Source organism: Candidatus Villigracilis sp. (genome assembly GCF_057083605.1).
Window position 1 is genome coordinate 22,459 of record NZ_JBXMTI010000062.1, and the last position, 18,563, is coordinate 41,021.

Annotated in this window: 10 protein-coding genes; all 10 read left to right on the forward strand. The window is 49.5% G+C overall.

All coding sequences use genetic code 11. The features are described from left to right. The first annotated feature begins 15 nt into the window (after positions 1–15). On the forward strand, positions 16–2,343 hold the full coding sequence (locus tag AC14M5_RS09280; protein ID WP_484029375.1) for a GAF domain-containing protein: 2,328 nt from the start codon (positions 16–18) through the stop codon (positions 2,341–2,343). 10 nt (positions 2,344–2,353) lie between these two features. Then, complete coding sequence (locus tag AC14M5_RS09285) at positions 2,354–4,066, forward strand: GAF domain-containing protein (RefSeq protein WP_484029376.1); 1,713 nt, start codon at positions 2,354–2,356, stop codon at positions 4,064–4,066. A 16-nt stretch (positions 4,067–4,082) separates the two neighbouring features. Further along, positions 4,083–5,447 (forward strand): GAF domain-containing protein, encoded by a 1,365-nt coding sequence (locus tag AC14M5_RS09290; RefSeq protein ID WP_484029377.1) that lies wholly within the window; start codon positions 4,083–4,085, stop codon positions 5,445–5,447. A 21-nt stretch (positions 5,448–5,468) separates the two neighbouring features. Next, complete coding sequence (locus tag AC14M5_RS09295; RefSeq protein WP_484029378.1) at positions 5,469–7,190, forward strand: GAF domain-containing protein; 1,722 nt, start codon at positions 5,469–5,471, stop codon at positions 7,188–7,190. Positions 7,191–7,234: 44 nt separating this feature from the next. Continuing rightward, on the forward strand, positions 7,235–9,757 hold the full coding sequence (locus AC14M5_RS09300) for a cache domain-containing protein (RefSeq protein ID WP_484029379.1): 2,523 nt from the start codon (positions 7,235–7,237) through the stop codon (positions 9,755–9,757). A gap of 75 nt (positions 9,758–9,832) precedes the next feature. Then, complete coding sequence (locus tag AC14M5_RS09305) at positions 9,833–11,827, forward strand: GAF domain-containing protein (protein ID WP_484029380.1); 1,995 nt, start codon at positions 9,833–9,835, stop codon at positions 11,825–11,827. A gap of 18 nt (positions 11,828–11,845) precedes the next feature. Continuing rightward, entirely contained in the window at positions 11,846–12,634 is a 789-nt protein-coding gene (locus AC14M5_RS09310; protein ID WP_484029381.1) for a ParA family protein, read from the forward strand. Beyond that, positions 12,600–15,761 carry a response regulator gene (locus AC14M5_RS09315; protein ID WP_484029382.1) on the forward strand — a complete coding sequence of 1,054 codons (3,162 nt, stop codon included), beginning with the start codon at positions 12,600–12,602 and terminating at the stop codon, positions 15,759–15,761. The genes AC14M5_RS09310 and AC14M5_RS09315 overlap by 35 nt, the downstream gene beginning before the upstream one ends. Positions 15,762–15,780: 19 nt before the next feature. Then, positions 15,781–17,433, forward strand: a complete 1,653-nt coding sequence (locus AC14M5_RS09320; protein WP_484029383.1) for a pyridoxal-phosphate dependent enzyme — start codon at positions 15,781–15,783, stop codon at positions 17,431–17,433. A gap of 118 nt (positions 17,434–17,551) precedes the next feature. Beyond that, a complete protein-coding gene (locus AC14M5_RS09325; RefSeq protein ID WP_484029384.1) occupies positions 17,552–18,499 on the forward strand; it encodes a DMT family transporter in 948 nt (315 codons plus the stop codon). Positions 18,500–18,563 lie beyond the last annotated feature (64 nt).

The window sequence follows — 18,563 nt, forward strand, 5'->3', positions numbered from 1 at the left end:
ATGAGTCAGAACAGATTGACAAATTCGGAAATTATTCCAGGCCATAGGATCGGGCGCACCTCGCTTCAAAGACGGTTGGTGTTGTTCATGCTGTCCATATCGCTGATCCCGCTGGTCGGTATATCCATCCGCGACATTCTACAGACTCAGCAAGCCCTGATCAATGGCGCTGAAATTTCCCTTCGATCCAGCGCTGAACAAACCGCCAACAGCCTGGATGCATTCATCGAAGCGACAAAGAATTCGGTCCGCACAGAAGCGCAATTAACCGATTTCGTAGTCTATCTGCAGTTGCCTGCCGCGGCTCGGAGAGGCAGTGTTGAAGAGGATCACGTCCGCGAACTTCTGGAAACATTAAGAGAAAAAGACCCGGTCAATATTATTTCCTATTCAGTGCTTGACCTAGAAGGAAACATCGTTCTGGATACGGTTCGCGCAAATATTGGCAACAACGAATCGACTGAGGAATACTTTAAAAACGCTATTTTCACCAAATTACCCGGGACAACAGCTGTAACATATTCGGGACCAACTACCGTGATCAGTTTTGCAAGCATTGTTCCCAGCCCTGAAGGAACAACACTTGGAGTACTGCGCGTAAAATACAATTCGGACATCATACAACAGGTTATTACGGAGAGCGTAGGGACATCCACCGAAGGTACAGTTTTGCTCTTGGACCAATTTAACATCCGCATGGCAGATACAAAAAATCCTGATCTGGTGCTTAAGTCCATCGCCCCTCTTAATCTGGTTGACTATTTGAGCGCGGTGGATACCCATCGATTCTTAGATCTTCCCCGCGAAGAACAAGCAACAAATCTTGATGATTTCGATACCAAGCTTTCTACGGCAGGAGAGCAACCCTTCTTCCGCTCCGATATCACTCCAGAAACCCCCGGGGATGACACAATTGCTGTGTCGTTCCTGCAAAACCAACCCTGGCTTGTTGCATACAGCCGTCCTACATCAGTCTTTCTTGCCGATGTGCAGAGCCAAACCCAAACAAACACGATCCTGGTGATTGGTATTTTGATCATCGTTGTGATCGTTGCCACCTTGGTGGCCAGGGCGCTTACCAGCCCCATCATTGCCCTGACTGAGGTTGCAAATTCAATTTCGCAAGGCAACCTGGATGCAAGGGCAACAATCCATACTTCGGATGAGATCGGGGCACTCGCAACCGCGTTCAATTCGATGACCGATCAGCTCCAATCCATACTGGCAAGTTTGGAACAGCGTATTTTCGAACGCACCGCTGATTTGCAGAAGAACACATCGGAACTGGAAACCATCGCAAACGTGGCTCGCGAAATCGCCATCATCCGAGACTTGGACACACTGTTAAACGTATCCGCAAGCCTCATTCGTGAAAGACTAAAGTATTACCATGTTGGTATTTTTCTGGTGGATGCGCGCGGCGAGTATGCAATTTTACGCGCTGCAAGCAGCGTTGCCGCAGCACAAATGCTGGAGAAAAACTACAAATTAAGAGTTGGACAAACCGGCCTGGTTGGGAATGTTACAAGCACCGGGCAGGCTTACATCGCACTCGATGTTGGTGCGGATGCCATCCATTTTGAGAATCCATACCTGCCGGATACGCGTTCTGAGATCGCATTGCCCTTACGCAGCAACAACATCACAATCGGCGCGCTGGATATTCAGGCCAACATCCCTAATGCGTTTGACGAGCACGATATTCAAACCCTGCAGACTCTTGCGGATCAGCTATCTGCCGCGATAGAGAACGCTCAACTGGTACACCAGGTGGAAGGGGCACTTTCCGAACTTACCCGGGCAAACCGCGCGCAAGTGGAGCAGGTCTGGCATGGTGTCATCACCCAGAAGAGTGTATCAGCCTACGAATATGACGGGCTGCAAGTTAGGGCCATACCGGAAAATATTCCGCCGAATCTGCTCATGAAATTGAAAAGCGGCAGCCCCATCATCCTGCAAGCCGATGACGAATCATCAAATGAAGGAACAAAACAAATCAAAAATACACTTATGATCCCTTTGATGGTACTCAACCAAATCATAGGTGTGATCGGTCTCGAGCAGGAAGATCCCACTCGTGGATGGACAATGGAAGAAATCACAGTAGCACAAGCAGCAGCCAACCGAGCGGCTCTGACATTGGAAAACGCCCGTTTGCTTGAAGAAAGTTTGCGACGCGCGGCAAAAGAGCGCGCTATTTCAGATGCCACCAATCGAATTGGCACGGCTTTAAGTATGGAAAATATTTTACAGATCGCCGCAGAGGAGTTGGAACGCATAACAGGTGATTCGGAAGTCGTGCTCCAATTCCAATCAGACAACCAAGCAAAGTCTGAGAGTTAATGGTGAACCTATGATCCCGACACGATTTCCCAGTCAGAGTGAGAAAAATTCGGCAACTAATTTGTTGCGAAGTCTTCTCATTATCTCGATTATTGCAGATGTGGCTGCGCTGGCTGCGGCCGCGGCTGCTGGCTTCGGGTGGCAATACATCGTACCCATTGGATCTCTTTTGATCCTTGCAGCGTTTAGCTTGATCTTTCTATTACGCGGAAACGCCCTCCCTGCCCAAATCCTTCTCCCAACCTCGTTATTCGTTGTAATCACTTACATCATCGTTGTTCCTCCGGGTTATGGTCTTCACGATATTAATATGCTGGCTTATGCAGTGGTGATCAGCCTGGCCGGCCTGACGCTTGGGCAAAGGGGCGCATTCGTGTTTACCTTCCTGATCATCCTGGCTATTTTTGGGATTGGGATCGCAGAAATACGCGGCCTGATCGTGTCGCCGACCAGCGCGCTTACACTGCCCGTTTCGCCTGTTGCGATATCCATTGTTGTTCTGGCGATAGCCTTTATACAAAGAGCGCTCATCAACTTATTAAACGATAGCGTGCAACGCGCCCGCGCCAGTGAAAAAGAAGTGGTCGAGCGTAACGAAGAACTACAGGCATTTAGTTCAGGGCTCGAAAAACTGGTTCAGGCGCGCACAACCGAGCTTGACCTTGCCAATCAACGCAATGAACGCCGCGCCAAGCAATTCGAGGCGATCAGCCAGGTATCCCGCGCAATTAACCAGACACAGAATCTGCAGGACTTGTTGCCGCAAATCGCAGAAGTGATCAGCCAGCAATTCGGTTTTTATCACGTTGGAATATTTCTGGTCGATCTAAATCGGGAATATGCTGTTCTCGGCGCCTCAAATAGTGAAGGCGGAGCGAGGATGCTGGCGCGTTCACACAAACTTCGGATTGGGCAAACCGGCATCGTCGGCAATGTGGCAAAGACCGGAAAAGTAAGGGTTGCCCTGGATGCTGGAGCAGACGCAATCTATTTTAATAACCCCGATCTTCCAGAGACTCGCTCTGAGATGGCTCTGCCCCTCTTCCTGTCAAGCGGACAAATCATCGGCGTACTGGATATTCAAAGCACAAGCCCGAATGCCTTCCAGCAGGAGGATGTTGAAGTCCTCACCACACTTGCTGACCAGGTTTCTGTGGCAATTACCAATGCCCGCCTTTATGAAGACACTCAAAAAGCCCTGATCGAGGCCGAAATGGTCTATCGTCAGGATTTGAAAACTGGATGGAAAAAGTTTACCCACTCGCAAAGCCTGGCCGGTATCCGCAGGCGCAGCATGAAATCAAGTTTCCTTGTGGAGCCTTTGGAAATACCGGGTGCAAGTGAAGTCACTCAATTTGGCAGTATCTATCACAAAAAGGCCGATGGCAAAGATGGATCGACACAACTCACCATGCCCATGAAACTGCGTGGTGAAGTGGTGGGAATGCTAAACCTCAAAACAGATAATAACCGCGAGTGGAGTTCCGATGAAATGGATATTATTACGGCCATCATCGAACGAGCCGCTCTTTCCATTGAAAACGCGCGCCTGCTTGATGAAAGCCGCAAGATCGCAGAGAAGGAACGTATCATTGGCGATATTTCCGCAAAAATCGGCGAAGGGACTGAGATCGAGACGATCTTAAAAACTGCCGTCAGAGAGTTGGGCGCTCAAATAAGCGGAGCCCAGATCACGGTCGAGATTGGAGGCGGTGGCGAATAGTCACCTACAGCATATGATGAATACGTCTCAAATCGCAAAACCAAACCGCCCACTCCTCAACGAGACACAGCGTTATGCAATATTTGGCGCAATCTTTGGATTCCTTTTCCCGCTGGTCGGAACCATTTTCAGGATTCTCACATCCCAGCTTCCATTAACTCTCTCCAACATGCTTTACATTCAACGCACCGATTCACTATTGTGGATCGTCGATACTGCGCCCATCGTGCTTGGCCTGTTCGCAGCTTATGCCGGCCGCAAACAGGATATGCTTTCTAAAATTAATGAAGAACAACGTATTCGTGAAGTCGAATTGGAATTGTACAAATCGAACCTTGAGCAGCAAGTGGAGGAGCGTACCGCAGAATTGGTAATTGCCAATCAGCGCAATGAGCGCCGCTCTGCCCAATTCGAATCCATCGCCCGCATTGCCAACACGATTAGTTCCACCCAGGCACTGGATGACCTTCTGCCTCAAATCGCAGATGCCATATCAGAGCAGTTTGGTTTTTATCATGTGGGTATTTTCCTTTTGGATTCTCGAAGGGAATATGCTGTGCTCGTGGCCGCCAACAGCCAGGGCGGAAAAAGAATGCTTGCGCGTGAGCATCGCCTGAAAGTTGGTGAAAAAGGGATTGTGGGCTTTGTGACCAAGGCCGGGCAACCCCGCGTCGCACTGGACGTGGGGCTGGATGCGGTTTTCTTCAACAATCCCGACCTTCCAGACACTCACTCCGAGATTGCCCTCCCCCTCCGCATTGGAACTGAGGTTATCGGCGCACTGGATGTTCAGAGCATGGAAACAAACGCCTTCGCACTGGAGGATGTAAACATCCTTTCGACACTTGCCGACCAGGTAGGTGTAGCCATTCAAAACGCACGCTCATACCAGAAAAGCCTTGAAGCACTTTCTCAAGCCGATACGATTGTAGGGCTGATGAGTGAACAGCAATGGAGGCAGTTCATTAACCGCCAGCCCGTTCAAGGTGTTCACTTCGACGGTGTGCAGGCAAAACTGCTGAATCCATCTGACAAGAAACGGAATCATGATCTTGCCATTCCTCTCAAAATTCGCGGTACACAGATCGGCACCCTGAAGCTAAGCGCATCGGGGCTGGGCCATCAATGGACTGAAGATGAAATCGCCATGGCACAAGCCACAGCCGACCGCACCGCCCTTGCAATTGAAAACGCGCGCCTGCTTCTGGAAGCTCAAAAACGTGCCACAAAGGAACAGACCATCGGGCAGATCTCAGCCAAGATCGGCAGTGTGGTAAGCCTCGAAAATATTATTAAAACTACCATGCAGGAACTTGGGAACACCCTGCCCGGCACTGATATTGCCATTCAATTTACTGCTGGAAGATCAGAGCAAAAGTAGGAAGCCGTTCAGGAGAACGATATGTTATCAAGGATATTCGATTATTTTTATGATGAAGACGATAGCGATATTTCGTTTATTAATTTAACGCGAAATATCGTCATCTTCGTGATCGTCATCAATATCGCTCTTCTGCCACTAACTACCGGATTAGCCGGGGAAGGCTCACGCAACCCGCGCGCATTCGCCACCCTTTCCATTACTCTTTTATTGGAAGTAATTTCGCTTTTTTATGTGCTGCGCGGCAGAGTACTAATGGCAAAGGTGGTCGTGCCAATCGCATTGATCGCAGCGGTAATCATCATTTCACTAAATACAAATGGGTTGAAAAATACATCGATCATAGGGCTTCCGATAATTTTGGTGGTCTCCGCGATCCTTTTAGGAAGGCGCTCAGTTCAATTGATCGCCCCACTGACTGTCGTTGCAGTCATGATCATAGCCTATTTCGATTTGAAGGGTGAAATCCAATACGTTCCCGCCGGACTGGATGATGCGATCATTATTCCCGTTCTTTTATTCGGATGCGCAGGGATCATCCAGTTATTGATTGGTCGATTGAATGAAAGTATTCAAAGAGCCCGAAAAAGCGAGGAACTTCAAAAGCTGGAGAATATCGAACTTAACGACTTGCGTGCCTCTCTTGCAGAGCGCGTAAATGAACGCACCTCCGAACTGGATGCTGCTAACCGCGGCAACGAAAGACGCGCGAAACAGTTTGCAGCGATTGCCCAGGTTGCGAGAGCCATTTCATCCATTCAAGACCTCGATAGCATCCTGCCCCGCATCACACAAGTGATCAGCGAGCAATTCGGCCACTATCACACCGGTATTTTCCTGCTCGATGACAAGCGTGAATTTGCAGTGTTACGCGCCGCCAATAGTGAAGGCGGACGCAGCATGTTGAAGAATGAGCATAAACTCCCCGTAGGTCAGACCGGTATTGTAGGTTATGCCACAGCCACCGGCCAGCCTCGCATCGCCCTGAACGTGGGAACTGATGCAGTTTACTTTGACAATCCCTACCTGCCAAACACACGCTCTGAAATCGCCTTGCCTCTCCGAATCGCCGGGCAGGTGATCGGGGCACTGGATGTACAGAGCGAAAGCGCCAATGCATTCACCGAAAATGATGTTGATGTGTTATCCACACTTGCAGACCAGGTATCGATAGCGATCCAAAACGCCCGCACTCTCGAAGAAGCCCGTCAATCACTCGCCGAGGCCCAAAGTACATTCGGTCAACTGACACAGGAAGCGTGGAGGGTCATGAGACCAACATCTGTGGGATTAGGCTTTCAATTAACGGGCCAGACATCCAAACCATTGGAAAAACCCATTGACGATCCCGATATTCAAGAGGCCATCAGCCGAGGCGAAACCGTTATCACCACTCACAACAACAAGACATCGAACCTGACGATCCCGATTCGTCTGCGCAATGACATAATCGGCGTCATGAATTTTAAGTCGGCTGGCGGCACACTCATTACGCAAGATGAGGTGGATATTGCCCAGGCTGTGGCTGAACGTCTCTCGCTCGCCATTGAAACTGCTACCCTGCTTCGAACCACACAACGCCGCGCAGACATTGAAAAAGTTACAACGGATATCTCAGCAAAAATAAGTTCATCCACCCGCTTTGACACGATCCTGCAAACCGCCGCCCAGGAACTGAGCCGGGCATTAGGCGGTGAGGTAATCGTTCAGATCGAACCGATTGCAATGAAAATGGACATCTAGCCCTTCCATTCTCATGTTACAACTGGAAATCAGAGACTTTACTTATGAATCAATCCCAACCTAAACCATCAACAATTCGCCGTTGGCTGTTAGCGCTGCCGTTAAGCCTGCGCGGAAAATTGATCGTGGGCAACATGTTGATCACCTTGCTCGCCATCCTGGGGATGGGATACTATGTATACTTCCGCGCCCAACAATCCAGTAACTACCTGACCACGCAACTGGAGGAAAGCGTGAGCCGCAATGCAATCGAGAAATTAACGGCAACCGCCAATGAGCAGTCAATACAGCTTGACAACTTTTTTGCAGCCAAAAGCCATGATATTACATTGATAGGCGAAAATCTCAATGGACTATTTGCCCGTGAATCCCTGGTGAACAATGGTATCTACTGGGACGCCGCCCAATCATTAACCCTCCTCCCCAACGGAAGTTGGGATAACTCCAATTCAGAGGCTTCCTCCATTTTTATCCCCGCTAATGTCGTGGAATTAAGCCCATCATTGGGCTCACAACTAAATACCATAAAGTTAACTGAAACGACAATTCCTTCGATTCTCGAAGCCAACCCGGAGATCGTTGCCATTTACTTTGGCGGAACTTACAAGGATACGATTTATTATCCAAACATCGACCTGGCAAATATTGTGCCGCCAGATTTTGATGTGACCACCCGCCCCTGGTATGTAGCTGCCAACCCTGCCAATAACCCGGACAAGAGCGTTGTGTGGTCAGACCCATACCTGGACGCAGCCTTGAACGGGCTGGTAGTAACAAGCAGCGTCCCCGTATACGACTCAAGGTTTAAATTTCGCGGCGTTACAGCGATGGATTTTCAACTCAACAGCATCACCGACATTGTTTCAAATATCCACATCGGTGATAGCGGCTACGCATTTTTGATTGATGATGAAAATAGATTAATCGCCTTTCCCCAGGCAGGTTATGATGATTTTGGCCTGACACCAGAGAGTCTTCCAATCGGCGATATGATCGACTCTGCAAAGCTTCCTGGCACACCCCAGTCATTCTTTGATGTCCTCTCCAAAATCTCTGCGGGTGAGAGTGGGTTTACCACGATCACACTCAACGACGTGGAAAGATATATTATTTACCGACCCCTCCCCGCGGTTGGATACGGCCTCGCCATTCTTGTCCCAACCCAGGAACTACAAGCAGAGGCGATCACCGCAAGCCAGCAGATCGAACAACAAACACAAAATACCATTCTGGTAAGTTTAATATTGATCTTCGCGATCCTGCTCATCGCATCCGTGGCATCGCTCGGCATGGGCAATGCGCTCACTGCTCCATTGATCTCATTAACAGAAACCGCAGGAAAGATCGCAAGTGGCAACCTGGATGCGCGCGCGGAAATACAAAACCAGGATGAAATTGGCAAACTTGGCCAGGCCGTGAACACCATGGCAATCGAATTAAGTAAATCCTTTGGTTCTCTTGAGCAGGGCGTTGCGGAACGAACTTATGAGCTGGAAATCTCACGCACACAAAGTGAACGCCGCGCAAGCGAACTCCAGGCCATCAGCGAAATATCAAAAGTCATTACCGGTGAACAGAATCTAAACATACTGCTCCCACTCATCACCCGCCTGGTAAGCGAACGCTTTGGTTTTTATCACACAGGTATATTTCTTCTGGATGAGACCCATAGGTATGCAGTGTTGCAAGCCGCAAGCAGTGAAGGCGGAAAGATCATGCTGGCCCGTGGACACAAACTGGAAGTTGGCGGAAGCGGGATCGTGGGCTACGTTGCGAAGTTTGGCACTCCTCGCATCGCCCTGGACGTGGGGCTTGATGCGGTTTTCTTCAACAATCCCGACCTCCCAGAGACCCGCTCCGAAATGGCTTTATCCTTGACAGTCCGAAACAAAATTGGCGGCGTGTTGGATCTGCAAAGCACAAAAGCCGGTGCCTTTACCGAATCAGAATTAAACACCTTTAGCATCCTTGCCGACCAGATCGCCATTGCCATTGAAAATGCACGTCTCTTCCAGCAAACTCAACGGGCCTTAACGGAGGCAGAATCTTTATACCGCCAAAATATCCAAGAAAGCTGGGTCACATTCAGCCGCGACGAGCCTTCCATCGGCTACCATCAATCGTTGACCGGCGGCAAAAAATTGGAAACCCCGCTGGATACAGATGAGATTCGTCAGGTGATGAATCGCGGTGACTCGATGGTGTTCAGCCCTAACGAAATGTCGCCAGAAGCCTCTATTGTTGTCCCGATCAAACTGCGCGGACAGGTGATTGGCGCGCTGAAAGTTAGGGCTCCAGAACTGGATCGCACATGGACCAGGGACGAGATCAACCTCACAGAAATAATCTCAGAGCGCCTGTCTCTGGCTCTTGAAAATGCGCGCCTGATTCAGGAATCACAACGCCAGGCGATCAAGGAGCAAACGATCAGTGAAGTCACCGGAAAGATCGGTGCATCCATTAATCTAAAGAACGTCCTTCAAACCGCAGTGGAAGAATTGGCACACGCCATGCCAGGCTCTGAAGTGATCATTGAATTCGAGCAAAAGAACGGGCACGCGGAATAACGCTTATGGCCACCCTATATTTCAACGCCGTGAATTTTGAAAAAACTCATGATTTAAAAATAAAGGAAATTTATCATGGCATTTGATGTTGACCTTCAAAATTTATCGCCATCGCGAGCCACCCTGCAAGAAAAAATTCTTGCCAATATTAGCGTTCCCTGGAAACTGAATTTACTAATTCTGATTATGATCATCGGGATCGTGGGGGTTTTCATTACCGCGCTTCAAGGCATTGACGCTGCCCAGGATCACCAACAGCTTAATTCCACGTCCATGAGCGCGCCGATCACAGCCTTGAATAACGTTGATATTGCGCTTGGCGAGTTACAAACAGAATTAATTCAACTGGAAAATCCTACCTTAACCGCGGAAGAAATAGATGCCCACCTGAAGAAGATCACAGATGCCGAAACCATAGTGGCATCGACATTGCAAAAATATGAAGCTGACTGGTTCCCGCCCGTGGAATTAACTGTCAGTGTGGGTATTCCTCAAAAAAGAAGGGAAGAGATCCAAAATACCCTGGATGCGCTGTACGATAATGAAATTTTACTTTTTGGACAAATCCAGCAAAATTACCAGACCTACACTGCAGACTCTGCTGCGTATTATCAAAATATAAAGAACGGCCAGAATGATGCTCAGACAGAAGATGATATTGCCAACCTCCTGCTCTCAACGCAGACTCCCCTTAGGCAATTGATTTCAATCCATGGACAAAGACAACTTCTGGCGGATGAAATCTCCCGATCCACCTACCTGGATCTTAACGTCCGAATGATCTTCGCATTAACCCTGGCGATTGGGCTCGGTTTAATATTCGCGAACCTGGTTACGCGCTCCATTAGTTCCCGTCTAAATATTCTCGGCAGCAACGCATTGGCATTGCAGGACGATCTTCTTGATCGCCGTTCCTACATTTCCATGATAGGCAGGGATGAGATTGCCCTTGTATCCAGGTCCTTCGATGAAATGTCCGGGCGGCTTAGGGAAATATTTGCAGACCTTGAAAATAAAGTAAATGAACGCACCCTAAAGCTGGCCGCTGCCACCGCCGAAAGTACCAAGCGTGCGCAGCAATTCGAAGCCATCACCAGAGTAGCGCGTGCCATCAGTGCTACCCAAAATTTGCAGGAATTGCTGCCTCAAATATCCAATGTGATCAGTGAGCAATTCGGCTTTTACCACGTGGGCATCTTCCTGAATGATCCCACCAATCGAATTGCGATGCTCGTCGCGGCGAATAGCGAAGGCGGCAAGAAAATGCTCCGCCGCAGTCATCAACTTAGGATCGGTGAACAAGGTATCGTGGGTTACGTCACCCAGACCGGGGACACACGCATCGCGCTGGATGTGGGAGAAGACGTAAAATACTTCAACAACCCGGAATTGCCCTCAACACATTCCGAAATGGCCCTGCCTCTCAAAGCAGGCGACCAGATCATCGGTGCGCTGGATATTCAAAGCACAGAGGTGGGCGCCTTTAGAGACGATGATGTTGAAGCTCTCTCCGCCTTGGCAGAACAGGTCAGTCTTGTTATTCAAAATGCGCGCTTGTTTGACCAAATAAGAAAGACGCTCTCAGATTCTGAATCGATCCAACGCCAATATATCCGCGAGACCTGGAGCCGCCTGCCAAAGGAGGAGGATCTGCGAGGATTCAGATATTCCGCAGCAGGCGCTGTTCCTTTGGATGATGAGACAAAAATCGGCGCAAGTGAGAGCTCAAAGGAAAAGCGAAGGATCAGTGTACCAATCATCTTGCGCGATGAGACCATCGGCACACTTTCAGTTCAGGTTCAGAAAAACGAGCGCGTGAGTGCAGATCACCTGGACTTGATCAAGGCGGTAGCAGAACGTGTTGCCCTCTCCGCCGAAAATGCGCGCTTATTCGATGAAACCTCCCGCCGCGCCCAGCGAGAACAACTTGTTTCCGAGATCACCACAAAAATACGCGGAACCAACGACCCACAGGAAATGATCCAGACCGCCCTGGATGAATTGCAGCGCGCTTTGAATGTATCGCGGGTCGAGATCATCCCCCAAAAATTAACTCCGCCGGATAGATAAGCAGGAGCCAGAAAAACCATGCTAAGAACCATAGCTGTTTCAAATGAAAAAGGCGGGGTTGCCAAAACTACCACTACCTTATCCCTCGGCGCCTCGCTGGCGGAATTAAAGAATCGCGTTCTGTTGATCGACCTTGATGCGCAGGCCAACCTTACGCTTTCGCTGGGTCTTGAACCGGGCGAAGCGGAGCATACATCCAGCGATATCATGCTTGATAATGCGCCCCTGCTTAGTGCACGCAGAAAAACAGATGTTGAAAACCTTGACCTCATTCCATCTGGTTCACGCATCGAGACCTCTGAACAGTTCCTGCCGGTGCGCACACATTACACCACCATCCTGCAGCGCGCCATCAAAGCCGCAAACAACATTCCATATGATTACATTATCCTGGATTGTCCCCCGGCGCTTGGCGCAATCACAAAAAATGCACTGGCCGCATCAGACCTGCTGCTGATTCCGACTCAGGCAGAATATTTTTCTGCGTATGCGCTGCGCAACATGATGTCGCTCATCCGCACAATCCGCGAGCAGGATAACCCCAATCTCGCATACCGAATTTTAGTTACCATGATGGACAGAAGGAACCGCACACACCGCAACATTCACGAACAGCTTCGCGCCACATTTGGCGAAGGCGTATTTAATACTGTCATTGAAATTGACACAAAATTACGTGAAAGCCCCATTGCGGGATTGCCAATCACAAATTACAAGTCCGGCGCACGCGGTTCAACGCAGTATCGTGTCCTTGCTCAGGAGTTAATAGAATATGCCAAAGAAACCGAAAATAGACAAGCGGCTTGACAAGCTCTTCAAGGACATTCAACCCGAAGCGAATGTCACGAAGTCAAAGCGCAAGCCAAAAGTCCAGGAAGAAGCGCCGCCTCCTCCATTGGACCTGAAGCCTGTTGAGCAAAAATCTGAGTCAGCTGCCACCCCGCGCCCAACGATCAAGCGCTATACATCCACGCTTGTTTCACCCGAAATAGTCACAGACAAGCAGGGTGAAACGGATCAATCTGTTTATGCTGTTAATTTTCAATCGGGAGATCAGGGTTGGTCGACCCTTCGGCTTTTGGATGAAACCCAGAAACGCCACTGGACAGCGGATGAACAACTGCTGATCAAACAGGTTACAGATCAGTTATCCCTGGCGCTTGAAAATGCACGCCTGTTCCAGGAAGCCCAAAAATTCAAACTGGGAATTGATAGAACCGACAATGCGGTGTTCATTACCGACCCGCAGGGCGTTATTCAATATGTGAACCCGGGCTTTGAAAAAGTTTACGGTTTCAAAGCCGAAGAATCATTAGGGAACACGCCCAGGATATTGAAGTCGGGCCTCATACCATCAGAGCAGTATAAAGGCTTTTGGGATACTCTTTTGAGCGGCGGAACCGTATCAGGCGAACTCATCAATAAGACGAGGGATGGCCGCCTCATCCCCATATCTGGAACGAACAGCCCAATTCTTGATGAAAACGGAAGGATCCTCGGTTTTCTTTCGGTGCATCAGGATATTAGCGAACGAAAAAAATCAGAAGAGGCGCTTGCAAAATCAGAAGCAGACTTGCGCGCGCTCTTTTCATCGATGGAAGATGTGGTGTTGGTGGTGGATAAAGATGGGCGCTATGAACGCATCGCTCCCACCAACCCTTCGCGCCTGGTGCGGCCGCCTGATGAATTGTTAGGCAGGCTTATGCATGAAGTACTGCCAAAAGAGACGGCTGACCGCTTCGTTGCCGCAATCCATAAGACTTTAGATGGTTCTGAAACCGTTCAAATAGAATACGAGTTGCCAGTTGAAAATGAATCCTACTGGTTCCTGGCAAGCCTCACAAAGCTTGAAGATGATAAGGTCTTCTGGGTGGCAAGAGATATCACCGAGCGTAAAAAAGCAGAGGAAGCCATTCGCCGCCGAAATGAATACCTGGCGGTATCTGCTGAGATCGGCAAGCTGGTCACATCCACGCTGGATTTGAACTCGATCTTTGCCAGAACGGCGAACCTGATCAATGAACGATTTAATTTGTACTACGCTGCGATTTATATCGTGGAGGAAACCGGCTTCAATGCCATTCTACGGGAAGCCACAGGCGATGCCGGCATTGAAATGAAGAAACAAAACCATGCCTATCCGGTCAATGCAAAATCAACTGTGGGCAAGGTTGCATCGGAAGGAAATGCTTTTGTTGTAAATGACGTGAAGAACAATCCGCTTCATGTCAGTAATCCGTTACTGCCGAATACGAAAGCGGAAGCTGCTATACCACTGAGGATTGGAAACCGCATCATTGGTGTCATTGACATGCAGGCCGAGGCCGAGGGCGCGTTCACCGACGATGAAATTGCGGTCTTGCAGACACTAGCAGACCAGGTCGCCGTAGCCATTGACAATGCGCGTTCCTTTGAGCTCTCGCAGCAAGCTGTGATGGAAATGCGTGAGATCGACCGCCTCAAAAGCCAATTCCTTGCCAATATGAGTCACGAATTGCGCACGCCTCTCAACTCGATCATCGGCTTTTCACGCGTGATCTTGAAGGGCATAGACGGGCCCGTTTCCGAATTACAGCAACAAGACCTCACTGCTATTTACAATTCAGGTCAGCATTTGCTGGGGCTGATCAACGATATTCTCGATCTTGCCAAGATTGAAGCTGGTAAGATGGAACTGGCGTTTGACGAAGTGAATATTTCAGATGTAGCCAACAGCGTACTCTCCACCATGAGCGGTTTGATCAAGGACAGGCCGATTCAGATGAAGCGGATTATCGAACCGAACCTGCCGGCAGTCCGCGCTGATGCGATTCGTGTCCGCCAGGTAATGATCAACCTGCTTTCAAATGCAGCTAAGTTTACAGACGAAGGTGATATTACAGTTGAAGTCGGTCTTAAACCCGGGCCGACTGGACGCAATGAAGTCATGGTCAGTGTTACTGATACAGGCCCTGGCATTTCGGAACAGGATCAAGAGAAGCTCTTCCAGCCCTTCTCACAGGTGGACGACTCACCCACCCGCAAGACAGGCGGCACAGGGCTGGGCCTGTCCATTTGCCAACAGTTGATCAATATGCACGGCGGACGGATTTGGGTTGATAGCGCAGTTGGTCATGGAAGCACATTCCACTTTACTCTCCCGCTTTACAGAAAAGACAGAGAAGGGGATCCCCTTCCAAACGGCAACAAAATGATCCTTGCCATCGATGATGACTCACAAGTGATTGGGCTTTATGAACGCTATCTACAGCCGCAGGGATACCAGGTTGTTCCTCTCACAGACCCATCCCGTGCGGTTGAACGCGTGAAGCAGCTAAAGCCGTTCGCTGTGACATTGGATATTATGATGCCCGGCATTGATGGCTGGTCTGTTTTGGATGCATTGAAAGGCGACCCCGATACACGCAATATTCCCGTGATCGTATGCAGCATCATTGAAGACCTTGAAAAAGGCTTCAACCTTGGCGCATCAGACTATTTGGTAAAACCGATTCTAGAGGATGACCTCGTCAACGCGCTTGACCGCTTGAATGCTGATGGTTCCATCCGCGAGGTGCTTGTCATCGACGACAACCCAGATGATCTACGCTTGATAGGGAAAATCCTGAATGACGATGGCAGGTACAAGGCGATCCTGGCTGAGGGTGGGAACAGCGGTTGGAAGATTATTTCATCCGGCAACCCGCCTCACGCCATCATTCTCGACCTGTTCATGCCAGATATGAACGGCTTCCAAATATTGGAAAATTTACAGGCAGATAAAAAGCTGCGCGATATTCCGACTATTGTCATTAGCGGTGTTGAACTCACTACGGAACAAAAGAAACAGCTTAATGAATTCGGGCAGCGCATCTTAACCAAAGGTTCCTTCAGCGAGAAGGAATTACTTACATCCATTCAGCGAGCACTTGAACGTATTCAAGCAAACAATTAAATTAACGGAGTGCATCACAGTGACTTTTATCATCAAGTGCCTGGATTGCGGGCACAATGCGCCGTACTATCCTACATCTACTACATGCCCAAAGTGCAACAGCCAATGGCGTGAAGCTGAATATGACTATGAACTGATCGGAAAAACCCTGCAAGCCAAACTGGCAACTAGAGCCCATGACCTTTGGCGATATCGCGAACTTCTGCCGGTACGGAATCCGAATATCAGCCTTTCGCTTGGCGAAGGCAGCACGCCGTTGATCCGTGCAGTGAATCTTGGCATGATGCTGGGCTGCCCCAACATCTACATAAAGGATGAACGCCAGGGGCCGACATCATCGTTTAAGGACAGGCAAGCCGCGGTCACAATCGCTGCCTTGAAAGAGGCCGGCATCACAGAAATGGTAGCTGCCTCCACGGGGAATGTTGCGATTTCCTATTCTGCATACGCATCCCGCGCAGGAATGAAGCTTTGGGCATTTGTTACAAGCCTCGTCCCCGCTGTGAAGATGCGAGAGATCGCCTTATATGGCAGCCAGGTGATCAAGATCACCGGCTCGTATGACCAATGCAAGCAAGTTGCCTCAGAATTTGCCCGTCAGCGCCGCTTGTACCAGGATATGGGTGCGCGCACCATCACTTCCATTGAAGCAATGAAAACCATCGCCTTTGAGATTGCCGAACAATTAACCGCCATTCAGGGATCTGAAGCGGACGCAACCTGGCGCACACCGGACTGGTATGTTCAGGCAATCAGCGGAGGCATGGGGCCTCTCGGCGTCTATAAAGGTTTCAGGGAAATGAAACAAATGGGATGGACCAACCGCATCCCGGCCTTTGCACCGATTCAAGCGGAAGGCTGTGCCCCAATGGTGAATAGCTGGAAAAAAGGACTCGAAAAAGCGGAGCCCGTAATATCACCCAAAACACGCATAGAAACCCTCGCTACCGGTGACCCGGGACGTTCCTATGAATTTCTGCGTGAGTACGTCAACAACACAAATGGGGTTTTTGAAAGCGTCAGCGATGAAGAAGCTTTTCGGGCAATGCACGTTCTAGCGAAAATGGAAGGCATCTCTGCCGAGCCCGCTGCCGCCGTTGCCTTTGCAGGCCTGTTCAAGTTGATTCGCGCAGGGATTATCAAACCCAGCGATACAGTTGTTGTCAACTGTACCGGGCACACCATGCCAGCCGAACCGAGCATCCTTGGCGATAACTGGTCACGAGATGTAAAGTTCCCAACGTTTGAAGAAACTCCGCAGGAAGGTTTGCTTTCGGCCCTCTCACAAGTTGCACCTGAACGGTTCCCTAAAATTGCAATCGTAGAAGATACCACCGAAGCCAGGCGACTCATCCGCCGTATTTTGCAATCTCAGGGAAACTTTACAATTTTAGAAGCCACCAACGGACGCGAGGGACTCGAATTGATCCAGCGCGAATTACCCGATCTCATTATCCTGGATTTGATGATGCCCGAAATGGATGGCTTTACCGTCATTGAGGCCCTGCGCGCAAAACAAGAAACAGCAACAATCCCGGTGATCGTGGCAACTGCTAAAGAACTTACCGCAGATGAAAAAAACAGGCTTGGCGGACAGATCCAATCCCTCATGCAAAAAGGCGATTTTTTAAACGACGAATTTCTGGAAGAAGTCAAATCATTAATTAAATAACCTACCTCGCAGCGAAGCGATGCGCTAGTGCTTATATCCTCCCGACACTTGCACCGGCGGGTGCGTAAGCTCACTTTAATAATGTCTGTCATGTAGTATCACCACAAAGGCTGGCATATTGCCAAAAAAACATAAAACCGGGATTTTAGCAGCCTTCAGCTCAGCGGTATTCCTTGGGATGGCGCCTGTTTTTGGGAAGCTTGCAATTACCCAGGGTTTTACCCCATTTGCTGTTGTCGCTTTACGCACCGGTTTTGCGGCTGGCATCATGTTACTGGTGATATGGCTCTTTTATCGTCAATATTTATATATTTTCCCAGTTGGTTTAATCGGGTGCGCCCTCGCGGGTGCAATTAATGGGCTGGGTTCCCTGCTTTACTATCTTGCACTTGGAAGGCTGAATGCAAGCGTTGGGCAGCTTCTGTATTCGCTCTATCCTTTTTTTGTTGCCCTCTGGCTCATCCTCGACCATCAACCCCCAAGCCGCCTTACATTCTTTCGAATTGCGCTAGCCACAGTCGCGGTCTTACTGCTGACCAGCGTCCCCAACAGTTCAGTGGACCTCACAGGTGTGCTGATGATGATCGGCGCCGCCATCTTATACGCCATGCATCTACCCATCAATCAGCGCGTACTTTATGAAGTCCCAGCCCCCACCGTTGCGCTTTACACCCTGTTAGCCATGAGCGCAATTGTAATCCCCGCCTATTTAATATTTGACCGTGCATGGCCGGAATCAAACATTCCCTGGATTCCCGTTACAGCGCTAACCTTTGTAACTGTGTTTTCACGCGTCGCACTTTTTTTGGGCGTGAAGAAGATTGGCGGGATGCAAACAGCCCTATTAGGACTCGCTGAACTATTGATCGCAATCTTCTTTAGCAATATTTTACTCGGCGAGAGTCTTTCCCTTCTCCAATGGATGGGCGCGCTCGGACTCAGCTTTAGCCTGATCCTGGTTATGTATGAGCATCCTACCCTGCCAACACATAGCGGAAAGACCGGCTGGCTTTCATGGATCCGCGCGCCAGGCTTGCCAAAAGATATCTTCGGCCCCTACGAATGAAAAAAGACCGCTTCTGACATGCGGTCTTTTTTGTTGAATTTACTTATTCTAAAGTGCGAGATGT

Bases quoted from the DNA above. Each gene is read 5' to 3' on its own strand.
- AC14M5_RS09285 (WP_484029376.1), top strand. From the start codon at position 2,354: ATGATCCCGACACGATTTCCCAGTCAGAGTGAGAAAAATTCGGCAACT.
- AC14M5_RS09290 (WP_484029377.1), top strand. From the start codon at position 4,083: ATGAATACGTCTCAAATCGCAAAACCAAACCGCCCACTCCTCAACGAG.
- AC14M5_RS09295 (WP_484029378.1), top strand. From the start codon at position 5,469: ATGTTATCAAGGATATTCGATTATTTTTATGATGAAGACGATAGCGAT.
- AC14M5_RS09300 (WP_484029379.1), top strand. From the start codon at position 7,235: ATGAATCAATCCCAACCTAAACCATCAACAATTCGCCGTTGGCTGTTA.
- AC14M5_RS09305 (WP_484029380.1), top strand. From the start codon at position 9,833: ATGGCATTTGATGTTGACCTTCAAAATTTATCGCCATCGCGAGCCACC.
- AC14M5_RS09310 (WP_484029381.1), top strand. From the start codon at position 11,846: ATGCTAAGAACCATAGCTGTTTCAAATGAAAAAGGCGGGGTTGCCAAA.
- AC14M5_RS09315 (WP_484029382.1), top strand. From the start codon at position 12,600: ATGCCAAAGAAACCGAAAATAGACAAGCGGCTTGACAAGCTCTTCAAG.